The 14137-nt window shown below is 68.0% G+C and carries 19 protein-coding genes; 9 read left to right on the forward strand and 10 right to left on the reverse strand.

All coding sequences use genetic code 11. From position 1 onward, the window contains the following. Positions 1-62: 62 nt before the first annotated feature. Positions 63-329: a hypothetical protein gene (locus ISN75_RS13150; RefSeq protein WP_168647204.1), complete on the reverse strand. Its 267-nt coding sequence runs from the start codon at positions 327-329 to the stop codon at positions 63-65. Between the two features lie 195 nt (positions 330-524). Between ISN75_RS13150 and ISN75_RS13155 the strand changes: the two genes are divergently transcribed. After that, positions 525-1427, forward strand: a complete 903-nt coding sequence (locus ISN75_RS13155) for an RNA polymerase sigma-70 factor (protein ID WP_168647203.1) — start codon at positions 525-527, stop codon at positions 1425-1427. Positions 1428-1659: 232 nt separating this feature from the next. Here ISN75_RS13155 and ISN75_RS13160 read toward each other — a convergent pair whose 3' ends face one another. The 3 genes from ISN75_RS13160 to ISN75_RS13170 all read right to left on the reverse strand — a co-directional run bounded on the left by ISN75_RS13160 (position 1660) and on the right by ISN75_RS13170 (position 3449). Continuing rightward, entirely contained in the window at positions 1660-2061 is a 402-nt protein-coding gene (locus tag ISN75_RS13160; RefSeq protein WP_167256851.1) for a cupin domain-containing protein, read from the reverse strand. A gap of 20 nt (positions 2062-2081) precedes the next feature. Next, a complete protein-coding gene (locus tag ISN75_RS13165) occupies positions 2082-2561 on the reverse strand; it encodes a carboxymuconolactone decarboxylase family protein (protein ID WP_168647202.1) in 480 nt (159 codons plus the stop codon). A 123-nt stretch (positions 2562-2684) separates the two neighbouring features. Continuing rightward, the gene (locus ISN75_RS13170) at positions 2685-3449 is read right to left on the reverse strand and encodes an SDR family oxidoreductase (RefSeq protein ID WP_168647201.1); all 765 of its coding nucleotides are present in this window, start codon (positions 3447-3449) and stop codon (positions 2685-2687) included. A gap of 205 nt (positions 3450-3654) precedes the next feature. Between ISN75_RS13170 and ISN75_RS13175 the strand changes: the two genes are divergently transcribed. From ISN75_RS13175 to ISN75_RS13190, 4 genes are all read left to right on the forward strand, one after another. Further along, a complete protein-coding gene (locus tag ISN75_RS13175) occupies positions 3655-4227 on the forward strand; it encodes a TMEM175 family protein (protein ID WP_246866613.1) in 573 nt (190 codons plus the stop codon). A 123-nt stretch (positions 4228-4350) separates the two neighbouring features. Further along, complete coding sequence (locus ISN75_RS13180; RefSeq protein ID WP_168647199.1) at positions 4351-5334, forward strand: LysR family transcriptional regulator; 984 nt, start codon at positions 4351-4353, stop codon at positions 5332-5334. A 271-nt stretch (positions 5335-5605) separates the two neighbouring features. Continuing rightward, positions 5606-6367 (forward strand): SDR family oxidoreductase, encoded by a 762-nt coding sequence (locus ISN75_RS13185; RefSeq protein ID WP_168647198.1) that lies wholly within the window; start codon positions 5606-5608, stop codon positions 6365-6367. A gap of 23 nt (positions 6368-6390) precedes the next feature. Beyond that, on the forward strand, positions 6391-6882 hold the full coding sequence (locus ISN75_RS13190; RefSeq protein ID WP_168647197.1) for an Ohr family peroxiredoxin: 492 nt from the start codon (positions 6391-6393) through the stop codon (positions 6880-6882). Positions 6883-6891: 9 nt separating this feature from the next. Here the strand turns inward: ISN75_RS13190 and ISN75_RS13195 are convergent, their stop codons facing one another. The 4 genes from ISN75_RS13195 to ISN75_RS13210 all read right to left on the reverse strand — a co-directional run bounded on the left by ISN75_RS13195 (position 6892) and on the right by ISN75_RS13210 (position 8501). Beyond that, positions 6892-7176, reverse strand: coding sequence for a hypothetical protein (locus ISN75_RS13195; protein WP_168647196.1), 285 nt, complete (start codon positions 7174-7176; stop codon positions 6892-6894). A gap of 98 nt (positions 7177-7274) precedes the next feature. Then, on the reverse strand, positions 7275-7691 hold the full coding sequence (locus tag ISN75_RS13200; protein ID WP_168647195.1) for a hypothetical protein: 417 nt from the start codon (positions 7689-7691) through the stop codon (positions 7275-7277). A 118-nt stretch (positions 7692-7809) separates the two neighbouring features. Then, positions 7810-8160 (reverse strand): GIY-YIG nuclease family protein, encoded by a 351-nt coding sequence (locus ISN75_RS13205; protein WP_168647194.1) that lies wholly within the window; start codon positions 8158-8160, stop codon positions 7810-7812. Beyond that, positions 8160-8501 (reverse strand): DUF2239 family protein, encoded by a 342-nt coding sequence (locus tag ISN75_RS13210; protein ID WP_168647193.1) that lies wholly within the window; start codon positions 8499-8501, stop codon positions 8160-8162. The genes ISN75_RS13205 and ISN75_RS13210 overlap by 1 nt, the downstream gene beginning before the upstream one ends. A 230-nt stretch (positions 8502-8731) precedes the next feature. Here ISN75_RS13210 and ISN75_RS13215 point away from each other — a divergent pair, with 230 nt between their 5' ends. Continuing rightward, on the forward strand, positions 8732-9673 hold the full coding sequence (locus tag ISN75_RS13215) for a bifunctional helix-turn-helix transcriptional regulator/GNAT family N-acetyltransferase (RefSeq protein WP_168647192.1): 942 nt from the start codon (positions 8732-8734) through the stop codon (positions 9671-9673). 38 nt (positions 9674-9711) lie between these two features. Then, positions 9712-10317, forward strand: coding sequence for a DNA-3-methyladenine glycosylase I (locus ISN75_RS13220; RefSeq protein WP_168647191.1), 606 nt, complete (start codon positions 9712-9714; stop codon positions 10315-10317). A gap of 127 nt (positions 10318-10444) precedes the next feature. On the opposite strand, the gene ISN75_RS13225 is transcribed toward ISN75_RS13220, so the two are convergent. Both ISN75_RS13225 and ISN75_RS13230 read right to left on the reverse strand, forming a co-directional pair. Then, on the reverse strand, positions 10445-11239 hold the full coding sequence (locus ISN75_RS13225) for a MipA/OmpV family protein (RefSeq protein WP_168647190.1): 795 nt from the start codon (positions 11237-11239) through the stop codon (positions 10445-10447). A 43-nt stretch (positions 11240-11282) separates the two neighbouring features. After that, positions 11283-11834 carry a (2Fe-2S)-binding protein gene (locus ISN75_RS13230; protein WP_208399814.1) on the reverse strand — a complete coding sequence of 184 codons (552 nt, stop codon included), beginning with the start codon at positions 11832-11834 and terminating at the stop codon, positions 11283-11285. Between the two features lie 138 nt (positions 11835-11972). On the opposite strand from ISN75_RS13230, the gene ISN75_RS13235 reads away from it, so the two are divergent. Then, the gene (locus ISN75_RS13235; protein WP_167256837.1) at positions 11973-12668 is read left to right on the forward strand and encodes a response regulator transcription factor; all 696 of its coding nucleotides are present in this window, start codon (positions 11973-11975) and stop codon (positions 12666-12668) included. After that, positions 12668-14128 carry a sensor histidine kinase gene (locus ISN75_RS13240; RefSeq protein WP_168647189.1) on the forward strand — a complete coding sequence of 487 codons (1461 nt, stop codon included), beginning with the start codon at positions 12668-12670 and terminating at the stop codon, positions 14126-14128. Before ISN75_RS13235 ends, ISN75_RS13240 begins: the two co-directional genes overlap by 1 nt. Positions 14129-14137: the final 9 nt, after the last annotated feature.

Raw genomic sequence — 14137 nt, forward strand, 5'->3', positions numbered from 1 at the left:
GGGTTGCCGCGCCGCGAAAGTGCGGGAACATTGCGGCGCGGCCACGGACCTGTCAATTCGGCTCAGGGCTGCCAGTCCTTCATCCACGCGGCGAACAGCGCGAGCTGGTCCTGGTTCCAGCCGGGGCCGCCCGGCGGCATGCGCGGCTTCTCGCTGCCGTCCAGGCGCGCCAGCACGTGGCGCGCGTTGGCGTAGTCGGCGAACACGGCGTCGCCAGTTGGGTTGGCCATGTAGTCGTACTCGCGCAGATGGACGCCCATGCCGCCCATGCAGCGCGCGTCGCCGTCGGTGAACAGCGGGGCGATGTCTTTGGCGAAGGATACGGTCATGGCTTGCTCCCGGCAGGAATGAACGAGGGCGGCCAGCATGTCCACCGCCGCCGCGCCGCTGTAGGCCCGCGCGGGACGCCACCGTGTTTCCGCGCGGACACCAACCGGCGCCGTGCATCTGCGCCACAATGCAAGGTGGCGCAAACGATCGTCACGGGCGAGGGATCGCTCCCACGCAAGGGGTAAGCACAGCGCATGGCCACCAATGACCTCAACGCCGTCTTCCACGGCCTGCGCCCGCGCCTGCAAGGCATCGCCTACGGCATGCTCGGCAGCGTGGCCGATGCCGAGGACGTGGTGCAGGACGTGTGGCTGCGCTGGCATGCCGCCGAGCAATCGCGCATCGGGAACCTCGAAGCCTGGCTGGTCACCGCCACCGCCCGCACCGCCATCGACCGCCTGCGCGCGCTGAAGGCACGGCGCGAGCACTACGTCGGCATGTGGCTGCCCGAGCCGATGCTGACCGACGCCGCGGACACGCCGGAACAGCTGCAGGAGCGCTCCAGCGAGGTGTCGGTCGCCCTGCTCCTGCTGCTCGAACGCCTGTCGCCGGAGGCCCGCGCGGCCTTCCTGCTGCGCGAAGTGTTCGACGTGGGCTATCCCGAGATCGCCGGGATCATCGACAAGAACGAGGCCGGCGTGCGCCAGATCGTGCACCGCGCGAAGACGCAGCTGCAGGATGGGCGGCCGCGCTATGCGGTGTCCGCGGAATCGCACCTGCGCATCGTGCGGCGGTTCGCGCAGGCCATGGCCGAGGGCGAATTCAAGCTGCTCACGGCCTTGCTGGCCGACGACGCGGAGCTGATCGGCGACGGCGGCGGCAGGACCACTTCGCTGCCCCGGCCGATGCCTGGCGGCAAGCGGATCGCGCAGCTGCTGTATGCCGGCAAGCTGCGTTTCAAGGGCGAGCTGGGTATCGACGTGGTGGAGGTCAACGGACGGCTGGCGATCCTGCGCTCGATCGGCGGGAAGCTGGAGTCGGTGATGATGGTCGAGACGGATGGCGAGCGGGTCACCGATATGTTCGTGCAGCGCAATCCGGAGAAGCTGGTTGGCGTGGCGCAAAAGCTTGGCCTGGAACTGTGGACCCCACTTTAAACCGCCACCTGCCCCCTCTCCCCTCCGGGGAGAGGGTTGGGGTGAGGGGCCGGGCGGAGCGATGAGCCGAGGGTCGAGAAAAGCCGAAGAGCTTTTCTTCGCTGCGTAGAACGACCGTGGCAAGAGTGGCCCCTCATCCGGCTGCCGCCACCTTCCTCGCTCCTCAAAGCCGCGCACATCCATGTGCGCTCCCCGCGTGCTCCCCGACGGGGAGAAGGGTTCAATAGCAGCCTCAATGCACCGGCGTCAGCAGCGGCTTCCCCTGCTCTTTCAACAACAGCACCACGAACTTCGCCGGCTGCGTCTGGCTGGCATTGCGGCCGATGGTGTGCACATCGTTGGGCCCCTCATAGAAGGTATCCCCCGCCTTCAGCGTCACCGGCTTGCCGCCCTTCACGCCCATCACGATCGACCCTTCCAGCACATACACGAAGGCATGCGCATCGTGGCGATGCACCGGATCCACCGAGCCCGGCGGATAGTCCACGGTAATCATGGTGGCCTCCTTGCCGGGGTAGTCGCTCAACGCCTTGGTCATCAAGGTGGCCACGCTGGCATGCGGACCGGTTTCCTGCGCGCCGGCCGCACCGGCGGCCGACAGCAGCAGGGCCGCAAGGATTCTGGAAACGCTCATGCTGTTCTCCTCGTCAGTGATCAGGCCAGCCCGGCCTTGTCCAGGCCATAGGCCTTGTCGAACGCGCCCGGCTGCGGACGGAACGCCACGTTGATGCGGTTCCACGCATTGATCGCCATCACCAGGTAAGTCAGGTCGGTGATCTCTTTCTCCGAAAGCTGGGTGCGCACGCGCTCGTAGAGCTCGTCCGCCACACCCTCGCGCGGCAGCTCGGTCAACGCCTCGGTCCAGGCCAGCGCGGCGCGCTCGCGCGGCGAGAACAGCGTGGATTCGCGCCAGGCCGCCACGTGATACAGGCGCAGCGCGCGCTCGCCGTGCAAGGTCGCCTCCTTCACGTGCATGTCCAGGCAGAAGGTGCAGCCGTTGAGCTGCGAGGCGCGGATATTGACCAGGTCGTGGATCGCCGCCTCGATCGAGGCATGATTCAGGGCAAGGCTGAAATCGGCGAACTTCTTGAACAGCTCGGGCGACTGCTGCTGGTAGTTGAGGCGCTGGCTCATGGTCTTTCCTCGTGGGTGGTGGTGGAAGGCATTGCGTGGCCGGCGGAAGACTGGAACAGGCGACGAGCGGCCGGTAGGCGCGCGCGGCGGCTCACGCTGTTGCCTGCATGGCATCAATGCGCATCACCAGCTCGCGCCCCAGTATTCGGACTGCTCGATCCAGGCATCGAAGTCCATCGCGCACAGATGCGCATCGGTGCCGGGAAGCAGGGAATCGCTGGCCAGCCGCGCGCCGAAATAGGGCGCCAGCGGGTCGGCGACCACGTCGTACGGTGCTTCGATCTGGGTGAGAAAGCGCTGGATGATCTCGGACATCCGCTCGCGCTCCGGCCCCGCCATCTCGATCACGCCGTTGCGCGGCGGACGCACCGCCAGTTCCGCCAGGCAGGCGGCGACGTCCGCGGAAGCCACCGGCTGGATATACGCCGGCGCCAGGCGCAGCGCCTGGTCGTAGACGCTGACCTCGACGATATCCAGCAGGAATTCGAAGAACTGCGTGGCATGCAGCACGGTGAACGGCAGGCCGGACTCGCGGATGCGCTGCTCCTGGAAAGCCTTGCCGCGGAAGTAAGGACTGTCGCCGAGCCGCTCGGTGCCCACCACGGACAGCGAGACATGATGCTGCACGTCCGCCGCCGCTTCCGCCTCGAGCAGGTTGGCGATGGCGGCCTTGAAGAAATCGCACGGCGCCTCGCCGACGAGCACGGGCGAGTTGCTCACGTCGACCACGACTTCGGCGCCCTGCAGCGCCTGCGCCAGGCCTTTCCCGCTGACGATGTCGACACCGGTGGCGCGCGATGCCGCCGTCACCTCGTGCCCCTTGGCGCGCAGGCGGCGCACGACGTTGCGGCCGACCAGTCCGTTACCACCCACCACAACGATGTTCATGCGCTACCTCAACGGGCGATGGCCGATGTCCATGGGCGATCGAATGGCCGCAGCCAGGTTTTCGATGCTAGGCCCGCACCCGCAGCGCCAAAAGCCGCGGCGAGGGACATAGCGCGTTGCCGGAAGCGCACCAATGCGGCGCCGCGTTCCGGCCCACCATGCAGGCCTGGCGGAACGGCGGAGCGGTGCGATGGAAAAGGGGCGATTGGAAGCATTCACCGATGGCGTGATCGCGGTGGTGATCACCGTGATGGTGCTGGAGCTGCACGTGCCTTCGGCCGCGACCTGGACAGCGCTGCTGGAGGACGGCACGGTCTTCCTCAGCTACATCCTCAGCTTCATCTACGTGGGCATCTACTGGACCAACCATCACCATCTGTTCCAGCTGGTCCGCCGTGTCGACGGCAGCGTGCTGTGGGCGAACCTGTTCTTCCTGTTCTGCCTGTCGCTGTTTCCGTTCTCCACCGCCTGGCTCAACAAGGCGCAGCCCGCGCCGGCCGCGGTGCCGACGGTGTGCTACGGCATCACCCTGCTGCTGACCGCGCTGTCGTGGGGCCTGCTGGAGCGCAGGCTGATCGCGGCCAACGGCGGCGAGCACTCGGAGTTGCGCAAGGCGCTGGGCGCGGACCGCAAGACGCGGCTCTCGATCGCGATCCATCTGGCGGCCACCTCGCTGGCCTTGCGCAGCCCGGTGGCTTCCTGCGTGCTGTACGCGGTGGTGGCGGCGATGTGGTTCATCCCGGACCGGCGGATCGAGCAGCGCCTGGGCGGGATTTAGCCGAGACGGATTTTTTTCGCCGCCCGCGTCACAAACGCCCGGGCTCATACGACTAGGGGGCATGGACCGGCCGGCGCCTGCGCCGGCATCCGTCCGGCTCCCTATCGACGAGGCTATCCGCGCATGAGCTTGAACCTCCCGGACAAACCGCAGCACGAGGCCGACGCCCTGGCGTCCAGTTTTACCGCCAGCTATGCCGGCGTGGTCGCCTTTATTGCCGTCGCCGCCGAGGGCAGCTTCGCCCGCGCCGCCGACCGCCTGGGCGTGGGCCGCTCCGCGGTCAGCCGCAGCGTGCAGAAACTGGAAGCGCAGCTCGATGCGCGGCTGTTCCAGCGCACCACCCGCAACACCTCGCTGACCCGCGAAGGCGAGCTGTTCTTCCGCAACTGCCACCCCGGCGTGCAGCGGATCGTGCAGGCGCTGGAGGAAATGCGCGAGCTGCGCGAAGGCCCGCCGAAGGGGCAGCTGCGCATCAGCGCCACGGTGGGCTTCGGCCGCCGCGTGATCGCGCCGCTGCTGGCGGATTTCCGCGCACGCTATCCGGAGATCGCCATCGACCTGGTGCTGGACGACCGCCTGGCCGACTTCACCTCCGACCGCGTCGACGTGGCCTTCCGCGACGGGCAACTGGAAGACAGCCAGGTGATCGCCAAGCGGCTGGTGCCGATGCAGCTGCTGGTGTGCGCGGCGCCGTCGTACGTACAGGCGCATGGCCTGCCGCAAAATGTGGGCGAGCTGGACGCGCATGCCTGCATCCACTACCGCACGGTGGCGGGGCGGATCGCGGACTGGGAATTCAAGGTGGAGGGGCAGAAGCGCAGGCTGGTGCCGCCGTCGCGCTCGTCCTTCAACGATCTGGACCTGGTGCTGGAAAGCGTGCTGCGCGGCGAAGGGCTGGCGCAGCTGCCGGGCTACATGGTGAGCGACTACCTGCGCGAGGGACGGCTGGTGGCCTGCCTTGCGCAATACGCGCCGGACGACCGGGGGCATTACCTGTGCTATCTCAGCCGGCAGCAGCTGCCGACGCGGGTGCGGGTGTTTATCGACTACATGACGGAGGCGGTGCGGGGGTTGGAGTTGATGCATGTGAATGGGCTTGCCGCTTAGCTCGTCATTCCGGCGCAGGCCGGAATCCAGTAGCGAAGACCTGCGATTTTCGCGGCGGGACTTAAAAGCTGCTCTTTGGCGCTGTCACTCCATACAGCCCGTCGCTACTGGATTCCGGCCTGCGCCGGAATGACGAGCAAAGTGCGCGCCGCAGCGTCGATTGATGCCCCCAACGCAACACCATGCGCCCATCCCCGCGCCTACCGCCTCCCTGCCCCGCTGCCTAGCATCACCACGACGCGCATCCAGCGCCCCCCAGCGGAGATTCCCCATGAAAGTCGTGGTCATCGGCGGTACCGGCCTGATCGGCAGCAAGGTCGTGGCGCGCCTGCGCCAGCGCGGGCATGAAGCCATTGCCGCCTCGCCGGCTTCGGGCATCAACACGCTGACCGGCGAAGGCCTCGACGCGGCGCTGGCCGGCGCCGATATCGTGATCGACCTGGCCAACTCGCCCTCGTTCGAGGACCAGGCCGTGCTGGACTTCTTCCGCACCGCGGGCGGCAACCTCGCCGCCGCCGAGAAGAAGGCCGGCGTGCGGCACCACGTGGCGCTTTCCGTGGTCGGCACCGAGCGCCTCAAGGACAGCGGCTATATGCGCGCCAAGCTGGTGCAGGAGCAGATCATCCGCGACTGCGGCATCCCCTACACCATCGTCCACTCCACCCAGTTCTTCGAATTCCTCAGCGGCATCGTCAAAGCCGCGGCCAAGGGCAGGCAGGTGCATGTGTCGCCCGCGCTGATCCAGCCGATCGCCTCGGACGACGTGGCCGACGCCGTCACCGATTACGCGCTGGGCAAGCCGGTGAACGGCACGGTGGAAATCGCCGGCCCGGATGCGTTCGGCCTGTCGGCCCTGGTCGAGCGTTTTCTCACGCTTACCCACGATCCGCACGAAGTCCTGGCCGATGCCAGCGCGCCGTACTTCGGCGCCATCCTGCAGAAGGACTCGCTGCTGCCGGCTTCGGGCGCACGGATCGGCGCGGTGAATTTCCAGACCTGGTTCGACCGTTCCGAGTTCGCGCAGTCGGTATAAGCGCAGATGCCTGCGAGTTCCACGTGAGCCAGCCACAGCGCCCTTCCACTGCACTGCTCGACAAGTACCGCGGCGCGGATTTCCATCCGCTCTACACCGGTACCGTGCGCGTCACCGGCGGCGAGGCCGCGCATGCGCGTGCATCCGGCGTGGCCTGTTCCGACGACGGCAAGCTGGATGTGCGCCTGCGCATGCCGGCGGAACTCGGCGGCCAGGGCGAAGGCACCAATCCCGAGCAGCTGTTCGCCGCGGGCTATGCCGCCTGCTTCCACGGCGCGCTGGCCCTGCTGGCCGCGCGTGCGGGCGTGGCGATTCCGGATGCGGCGGTCACCGCCGCGGTCACCTTCGGCCGCGATCCGGTGGACGGCTTGTTCATGCTGATCGCGCGGGTGCGCATCGAGCTTCCCGGCGTGGCGCGCGCCACCGCCGAAGAACTGGTGCGCAACACCGAGCGCATCTGCCCCTACGCCAAGATGGCGCGCGAAGGCATCGACTGCGTGGTGTCGCTGGACTGAAGCCGCGGCTCAGCCGGCGGCGCGCACGGGACGCGGCGCGGGACCGTCCTCGCCGCCATCGTCGCAGCGATGCAGCGCCAGCAGGCGGCTGCCGCGGTAGGTGATGCGCAGCGGCACGGTCTTGCCGTTGCGCTCCATCTTCGCCGGCGCCAGCGCGGCACAGCCGGCTTCGAGCGGGGCGAGATAGCCCATCAGCATCAACCGCGCGGCGCGGCGCGTTTCCACCACTTTCAGACGGCCGGCATGGATATGCAGCAGCGTGTCGATGTCGGCCTGGTCCAGTTCGATGGACATCGCCATCCTCTTCTTCTTATGTACTGGTGCTTGCGGGAGGCGCAGGCTCGCACACGGATATGACACAACCGCGACGCGTATCACACTCCACACCGCCTTCACGCCGCCAGCTGGCGCAGGGCGATGCCCATGGCGATGCGATAACTGGTCGACAGATCGCCGTTGATCACGATGGTGGCCAGCGGCGCATGCCGCGCGGGGCCGGGCGGCGCCATGGCCGCGCCGCTGTCGTCGTGGATCTCGATATACGGCGAAGGCAAGGCATCCAGCGCTTCGCCCAGGCCGTCGGGTTGCGCGCGCACCTGTTCGGCCAGCTCGCCGGGATCGAGCACCACGAATTCGGTGTCGTCCGCGCGCAGCTCGCGGATGCGCCCGACCAGGTCCTTCACGCCCCCGCACTGGCATACCGCCAGCGTATGTCCCGCCGCCTGCACCGCGCGCTGCAGCGCGGCCACGAAATCGCCGCCGACGGCGTGTCCTTCCGCATGCGGGCCTTGGACGATCAGGATGCTCATAAGCGACGGACCTCGTTGGGGGAACCAGGCCATCTTGGCGCCGCTGCGGATAAAGGCTCCACCAAGCGCGGGTGGCTGCGCATAAATTCCGCGCATATTTTTTTTGCGGCGCATTGCGCTAGAGGTAGGAATCCTTCGATCCGGGCGGCACGCGCTCGCGCCATGCATCGAGCAGTGCCTCGCGCTCGGACGCGTAATCGAACGTGGGCTCGGCGCGCTCTTCCTGCGCCTGCACCACCTCGAACGCAAACGCCTCCTCGCCCAGCTCGCGCCAATCGCTCTGCAGCTGCGCGATACGGTGCATGCCCAGGCGCAGCTGGGTGCGGTGGCGGTTGAGCGCGCCGGTGGTGTTGGCGCTCTGCCCGATCAGCAGGCGGCCGCTGCGCAGGTTGCGGACGGCGTAGATGCCCATCGGCGGGAAAGCCAGCTTGTAGGCCTGCAGCAGGGCTTTGCGCCTGGCGCGGTCCATCACGCTGCTCCGAGCATGGCTTCGATGCGTGCGCGCACGTCGTCCGGCCAGGAAGCGATGCACAGGCGCAGGCGCGGGCGGTCGTCGGCGAACAGGGCACGCGCGGCTTCTTCGAACTGCGGGCGGTCGCCGCCGGCGTCGCGCATGTAGAAGTAGCAGTCCTCCTTGGCCGCGGCCTTGCGGTAGTGGCCGTCGGCGTCGCGGCTGGCGCGCTCCACCAGGCGGCGCAGGGTGGCCTGGGCGCTGATCGGCTGCGCGTCGAGCCAGGCCCAGTGGCGGTCGAATAAATGGATGTTGCGGCCACGCGCGGACGGGGGCGGCTGGTGAGTCGGGGATGGCATAGGGGGTTAATCCTTGGGGGGCTGGGGCGACATATATACCCGGGTTAATTAGCTCGGTCAATATATACCGGGCAAAATATCCGAGAGCCCCGGACGGTGGTGCCTCCCAGCCAAATTCCCCTGGATAGAAACAGCTTTATCAATGATTTGGACAGATTTCCTTCGATCCATGGCAACCCCCCCATAAAGTTGTATATTGCAACCAATAGCTGCCAAGGGGGCCGGCCACCATGAACGACCTGATCGACGACATCCGCGCCGCCTCCCGCCAGATGGCGCGCGAATGGGGCTTCCTGCGCCCCACCCTGGCCGGCACCACCTACTCGCCTTCCGCCGTGCACGCCATCGTCGAACTCGGCCGGCGCGGCACGCTGACCGCGGCCGACCTGGTCGAGGTGCTGGGCCTGGACAAGTCCAGCGTCAGCCGCCTGCTTACCAAGCTGACCGAGGCCGGCGAGATCACCGTGCTCGACAGCGCCGGCGACGCGCGCATCAAGCCGCTGGTACTCACCGAGAAGGGCCGGCGCACGCTGGCCGCCGTCGACGCCTTCGCGCGCAAGCAGGTGACCGCCGCCGCCTCGCACTTCGCACCGGCCCGGTTGGAAACGGTATGCGGCAGCCTCGTCGCGTATGCGCAAGCGCTGCGCGCGAATCGCCTCGGCGTGGCGCCGGTGCAGGAAGACATCCGCATAGAGACCGGCTACGCGCCCGGTGTGATCGGCGGCGTGGCCGCGCTGCATATGGCGTATTACGCGCCGGCGGTCGGCTTCGGCCAGGTGTTCGAAAGCCGCGTGGCGGCGGCGGTGGCCGACCTCACCTCGCGCCTGGACCGCCCCGGCAACCAGATCTGGCGCGCCATGCTCGGCGACACCCTGGTCGGTTCGGTCGCCATCGACGGCGAAAGCATGGGCCCGGGCATCGCCCATCTGCGCACCTTTATCGTCGACGGCCGCATGCAGGGCCGCGGCGTGGGCCGGCGCATGCTGGACGACGTGCTGCGCTATTGCGACGAGCAAGGCTTCCGCGAAATCCACCTGTGGACGGTGAAGGGCCTCGATGCCGCGCGCCACCTGTACGAGCGCGCCGGGTTCCATCTCGTCTCGGAAGCGCCCGGCGAGCAATGGGGCAAGCCGATGGTCGAGCAATATCTGGTCCGGCAACGGCCGCAGTGACATGATCGCCGGCAGCCTTCCCCAGGAAACCGCTGCCCATGAGCGACACCATCGCCGGCCCCGACGGCAAGCCGCGCTGCCGCTGGAGCGCGTCCGCGCCGGACTTCATGCATTACCACGACACCGAATGGGGTTTCCCTGTCGCGGACGATTTCCGCCTGTTCGAGAAGCTCAGCCTCGAAGGTTTCCAGTCCGGGCTGAGCTGGCGCACCATCCTGGCCAAGCGCGAGAATTTCCGCGCGGTATTCCACGGTTTCGATTACCACCGCGTGGCGCGCTTCACCGAGCGCGACGTGCAGCGGCTCTTGAAGAACGAAGGCATCATCCGCCACCGCGGCAAGATCGAGGCGGTGATCAACAACGCCCGCCATGCGGTGGAACTGGCGGAGCGCGAAGGCTCGCTGGCCGCCTACCTGTGGCGCTACGAGGCCGACCGCAAGCGCCCGGCGCCGACCCAGGCCATTGCCACTTCCGATGAGTCGGTGGCGCTGTCGAAAGCACTGAAGAAGCAGGGTTGGAAATTCGTCGGGCCCACCACGATGTACGCCTTCATGCAGGCGATGGGGCTGGTGGACGATCACGTGGAGACGTGCGCGATCCGGGCGAAGGTGGAGAAGGCGCGCAAGGCGTTCAAGCGGCCCTGATCCCGACAGCGCCCGGCGTAGGTTGGGGTGAGCCGCAGGCGAACCCCAACAACGCGATGCGTATCAACGTGCCGATGTTGGGGTTCGCCTGCGGCTCACCCCAACCTACGCTCAGCGAGGCGTAGCTTTAGAACCGGTAGAACGCATACGCCACATACGTGTTCTGCATCCGCTTCGCCACGATCGGACTATCCGACGCATCGCCCTGCAAACGCGCCGCGATCGCTCGCGCGCCCAGGGTCCAGCGCTCGCCGATCCGGTAATCCGCGCCCAGCGAAAACCGCACCGTTTCCACTCCCGACCCCGGCCGATACGCCGCATACCCCGAACGCAGGCTCTGCACATCGTCCACGCCATAGAACGTGCGATTGTGCTTGCCGTCGGCCCAGGTCACGCCCGGCCCCGCCACGAAACTGAGCTTGTCGTTCCAGCGGTACTTGCCTTCCAGGTCGAGCGACGCCGTCGTGCCCTGGTCCTTGCCGGCAACGTCGCTGGACACATTGCCCCGCACCGTCAACCAATCGTGCGTATAGCTGCCGAACAAAGTGACCCGCGCCGTGCGGTCGATATCGCCCATGCCATGCAGGCGCTTGCGGTCGTCCGACTCCTTGCGCGGCTGCACGAAGTCGTACGACAGCGACACGCCGGCGCGCCACTGCCCGTCCTGATGGAAATACATGCCCAGCCCCGCCGGCGAGCCGGAGCCCGGCGCACCGCCTAGAAAGAAACGGCCGTAGCTGGCGCTCACCATCGGCAGCAGCTGGCTGCGCCGCTCGGAACTGCCGGGATAGCGCGGCATGTCCAGCCCGCCGGCGCCGACCACCACATGCCAGCCATCGTCCGCCGCGAACGCGGCGCCGCTGCCGGACAGGAAGAAAACCAGGAACAAGGCACGGGCACGACCACGCGCACGGTGATGCATGGGGAACTCCAGTCGGGGGAAGTGAGGGATGGCTTGCGTGCGCTCACCAGGAGCGCAGGCGCTCCGCCAGCGAACGCACCGCACGCAGCACGTGCGGCCGCGCACCGCAGCCGCAGTCGAGGAACAGCGCGGCCTCGATCTCGGCGGTGCCCGGATCGGGGTTGTCCATCAGCAAGGCGGTGGCGGCCATGATCATGCCGGCCTGGCACGGGCACGGCGGCACGCCGCATTCGGCCCAGGCGCGCTGCACCGCATGCAGCTGGCCCGGCGGCAGGCCTTCGCGCGCGGCCAAGCCTTCGATGGTGACGATCTGCGCGCCCTGCACCACGTGCACCGGCACGCGGCAGGCGCGGGTCGGCCGGTCGTCGACGTGCACCGTGCAGGCGCTGCAGCGTCCGTTGGTGCAGGCGAAGCAGGCGCCGGTCAGGCCCAGGTCCTGGCGCAGCACGCGCAGCAAGGGAGTGTCCGGGTCCGCATTGATCGTGCGGGCCTGGCCGTTCACACTCAGGCGCATCGTGCAGCGTTCCGGCGCGGTTTCATCCGGAACGGCGGCGGGCGGCGCATCGATGGGCAGGCGGCTGGGTTGGGCGCTCATGGCATCGTCTCTTGTGCGGAGGGAGCCGGCCCCTTCCCTGTCCGCGTGCGGGGTGGAGCGGACCGTGCCGGATGTCTGGCAGTCTGGCCGTCCGGATTTAAGAATTCTTTAAAGCCGCGCGCCTAGGCTGCATGACTCATGACACGGCTGCAGCGCCACGAGGGGACCTTGCCGAACATCCTGCTAGTCGAAGACGACCGCATGCTGGCCGACGCCATCGCCGCGGCCCTGCGCCAGGACGGCTGGCACGTGGACTGCGCGCACGACGCCGCGGCCGCGCGCATCGCGCTTACCGACCATGCCTATACCGCCGCCCTGCTCGACCTGGGCCTGCCGCGCGGCTCGGGCCTGGACGTGCTGCGCGCCATGCGCGAGCGCTACGACACCACGCCGGCACTGATCATCACCGCGCGCGACCAGCTCGGCGACCGCATCCGCGGCCTCGACGCCGGCGCCGACGACTACCTGGTGAAACCCTTCCAGATCGACGAACTGCTGGCGCGCCTGCGCGCGGTGATCCGGCGCAGCGAAGGCCGCGTGGCGCCGGTGCTGAGCTGGAAAGGCATCGTGCTGGATCCGGCCCGGCGCACCGTCACCCGCCATGGCGAATCCGTGCGGCTGGCCGCGCACGAATACCGCACCCTGCTCGCGCTGATGGAGCGCCAGGGCCGCGCGGTGGCGCGCGATCTGCTGGAAGACCTGGTCTACGGCGGCCAGGGCGCGATCGAGAGCAACACCATCGCGGTATACGTGCACCAGCTGCGGCGCAAACTGGGCGAGGACGTGATCGCCACCGTGCACGGCTATGGCTACCGCCTGGGCGAGGAACGCTGATGGCCCTGCGCATGCGCTCGCTGCGGCGGCGCCTGTTCGTGGTGATGCTGGCGATCTTCGTGGTGGCCTGGGGCGTCACTCTCACCGTGCTGGGCGTGCGCTATTCGAAGGACCGCACCGGCCTGTGGGACAGCAGCCTGAGCGAGATCGCGCGCGAGATCCTGGTCTCGATGCCGGCCGACGTCAGCCGCCTCGACGGCAATGCCAACCTGCGCCTGCCCGAGCACAGCGCGCCGCCGCCGGAACGGCACGGCAAGCTCGGGCGCCTGATCTTCCAGGTCTGGATCAAGGACCGCCAGCACCTGGTGGTGCACTCGCTGGAACCGTTCCGCAAACCGCTGCAGCCGGATTTCGCCGACGGCTTCGCCACGCGCAGCATCGACGGCGAGGAATGGCGCATCTATGCCATCACCGATTCGCATGGCGAAGTGCAGGTGCAGGTCGGCAAGCCCACCGCGGACCTGGCCAACGACCTGCGCAAAGGGGTGCGCATCGGCCTGATCACCACCGCCCTGCTGGTGCTGGTGCTGGCGGTGGCGATCCAGCGCGTGCTGTTCTGGTCGCTGCGGCCGATCACGCGCATCCGCCAGGCCATCACCGCGCGCGACACGCTGGACCTCGCCCCGCTGCCCGACCACAACCTGCCCGACGAAGTGCAGCCGCTAGTCGAATCCTTCAACCGCATGCTGGCCCGGCTGGACCGCGCGATGCACAACGAGCGCCAGTTCCTGGCCGAAGCCGCGCACGAACTGCGCACGCCGCTGGCCGCCCTGCTCACCCACGCGCAGGTGGCGTTGCGTTCGCACAGCCTGGAAGAAGCGCAGGCGCCGCTGCGGCAGCTGGTCAAAGGGGTGGAGCGCAGCGCGCGCCTCTCGCAGCAGCTGCTGGATTCCGCGCGGCTGGATGCCGACCGCCCGAACAGCGAACGCGTGCCGGTGGAACTGGCCGACCTGGTGGCCATGCTGACGCGCGAGTTCGAGACCATCGCCGCCGCCAAGCAGCAGTCCATCGTGCTCGACACCTGCCCCAGCCCGATCGAGGGCGACGTCGACGAGCTGGGCATCCTGATCGGCAACCTGATCGACAATGCCTTGCGCTATACGCCGGCGGGCGGGCGGGTGGCGGTGAGTTGCCTGCGCGATGGCAACCGGGTGCGGTTGCAGGTGCAGGACAACGGGCCTGGCGTGGCGGAGGAAGACCGGCCGCGGATTTTCGACCGGTTTTATCGGGTGGCGGGGAGCAATGAGCGCGGCAGCGGGATCGGCTTGTCGCTGGTGGCGCGGATTGCGCAGTCGCATGGGGCGAGGATTGAGATTGGCGACGGCCTGGATGGCGTTGGCTTCGGCATCAGCGTGACATTCCCCGCCTGCGATCAAGGCAAGCCGAACCTCACACTCCCGTCATTCCGGCGCAGGCCGGAATCCAGTAGCGACGCGTTTGATGGAGGCGATGGCGCTTAAGGGCTTGCT

This window comes from Dyella marensis, from assembly GCF_049532885.1.
Taxonomy (GTDB): domain Bacteria; phylum Pseudomonadota; class Gammaproteobacteria; order Xanthomonadales; family Rhodanobacteraceae; genus Dyella_D; species Dyella_D marensis.

What these genes read in the sequence shown, in the direction of transcription:
- ISN75_RS13150 (WP_168647204.1), bottom strand. Translation starts at nt 329, where the DNA reads ATGACCGTATCCTTCGCCAAAGACATCGCCCCGCTGTTCACCGACGGC.
- ISN75_RS13165 (WP_168647202.1), bottom strand. Translation starts at nt 2,561, where the DNA reads ATGAGCCAGCGCCTCAACTACCAGCAGCAGTCGCCCGAGCTGTTCAAG.
- ISN75_RS13235 (WP_167256837.1), top strand. Translation starts at nt 11,973, where the DNA reads ATGACACGGCTGCAGCGCCACGAGGGGACCTTGCCGAACATCCTGCTA.
- ISN75_RS13200 (WP_168647195.1), bottom strand. Translation starts at nt 7,691, where the DNA reads ATGAGCATCCTGATCGTCCAAGGCCCGCATGCGGAAGGACACGCCGTC.
- ISN75_RS13210 (WP_168647193.1), bottom strand. Translation starts at nt 8,501, where the DNA reads ATGCCATCCCCGACTCACCAGCCGCCCCCGTCCGCGCGTGGCCGCAAC.
- ISN75_RS13185 (WP_168647198.1), top strand. Translation starts at nt 5,606, where the DNA reads ATGAAAGTCGTGGTCATCGGCGGTACCGGCCTGATCGGCAGCAAGGTC.
- ISN75_RS13170 (WP_168647201.1), bottom strand. Translation starts at nt 3,449, where the DNA reads ATGAACATCGTTGTGGTGGGTGGTAACGGACTGGTCGGCCGCAACGTC.
- ISN75_RS13195 (WP_168647196.1), bottom strand. Translation starts at nt 7,176, where the DNA reads ATGTCCATCGAACTGGACCAGGCCGACATCGACACGCTGCTGCATATC.
- ISN75_RS13160 (WP_167256851.1), bottom strand. Translation starts at nt 2,061, where the DNA reads ATGAGCGTTTCCAGAATCCTTGCGGCCCTGCTGCTGTCGGCCGCCGGT.
- ISN75_RS13205 (WP_168647194.1), bottom strand. Translation starts at nt 8,160, where the DNA reads ATGGACCGCGCCAGGCGCAAAGCCCTGCTGCAGGCCTACAAGCTGGCT.
- ISN75_RS13230 (WP_208399814.1), bottom strand. Translation starts at nt 11,834, where the DNA reads ATGAGCGCCCAACCCAGCCGCCTGCCCATCGATGCGCCGCCCGCCGCC.
- ISN75_RS13240 (WP_168647189.1), top strand. Translation starts at nt 12,668, where the DNA reads ATGGCCCTGCGCATGCGCTCGCTGCGGCGGCGCCTGTTCGTGGTGATG.
- ISN75_RS13180 (WP_168647199.1), top strand. Translation starts at nt 4,351, where the DNA reads ATGAGCTTGAACCTCCCGGACAAACCGCAGCACGAGGCCGACGCCCTG.
- ISN75_RS13155 (WP_168647203.1), top strand. Translation starts at nt 525, where the DNA reads ATGGCCACCAATGACCTCAACGCCGTCTTCCACGGCCTGCGCCCGCGC.
- ISN75_RS13225 (WP_168647190.1), bottom strand. Translation starts at nt 11,239, where the DNA reads ATGCATCACCGTGCGCGTGGTCGTGCCCGTGCCTTGTTCCTGGTTTTC.
- ISN75_RS13215 (WP_168647192.1), top strand. Translation starts at nt 8,732, where the DNA reads ATGAACGACCTGATCGACGACATCCGCGCCGCCTCCCGCCAGATGGCG.
- ISN75_RS13220 (WP_168647191.1), top strand. Translation starts at nt 9,712, where the DNA reads ATGAGCGACACCATCGCCGGCCCCGACGGCAAGCCGCGCTGCCGCTGG.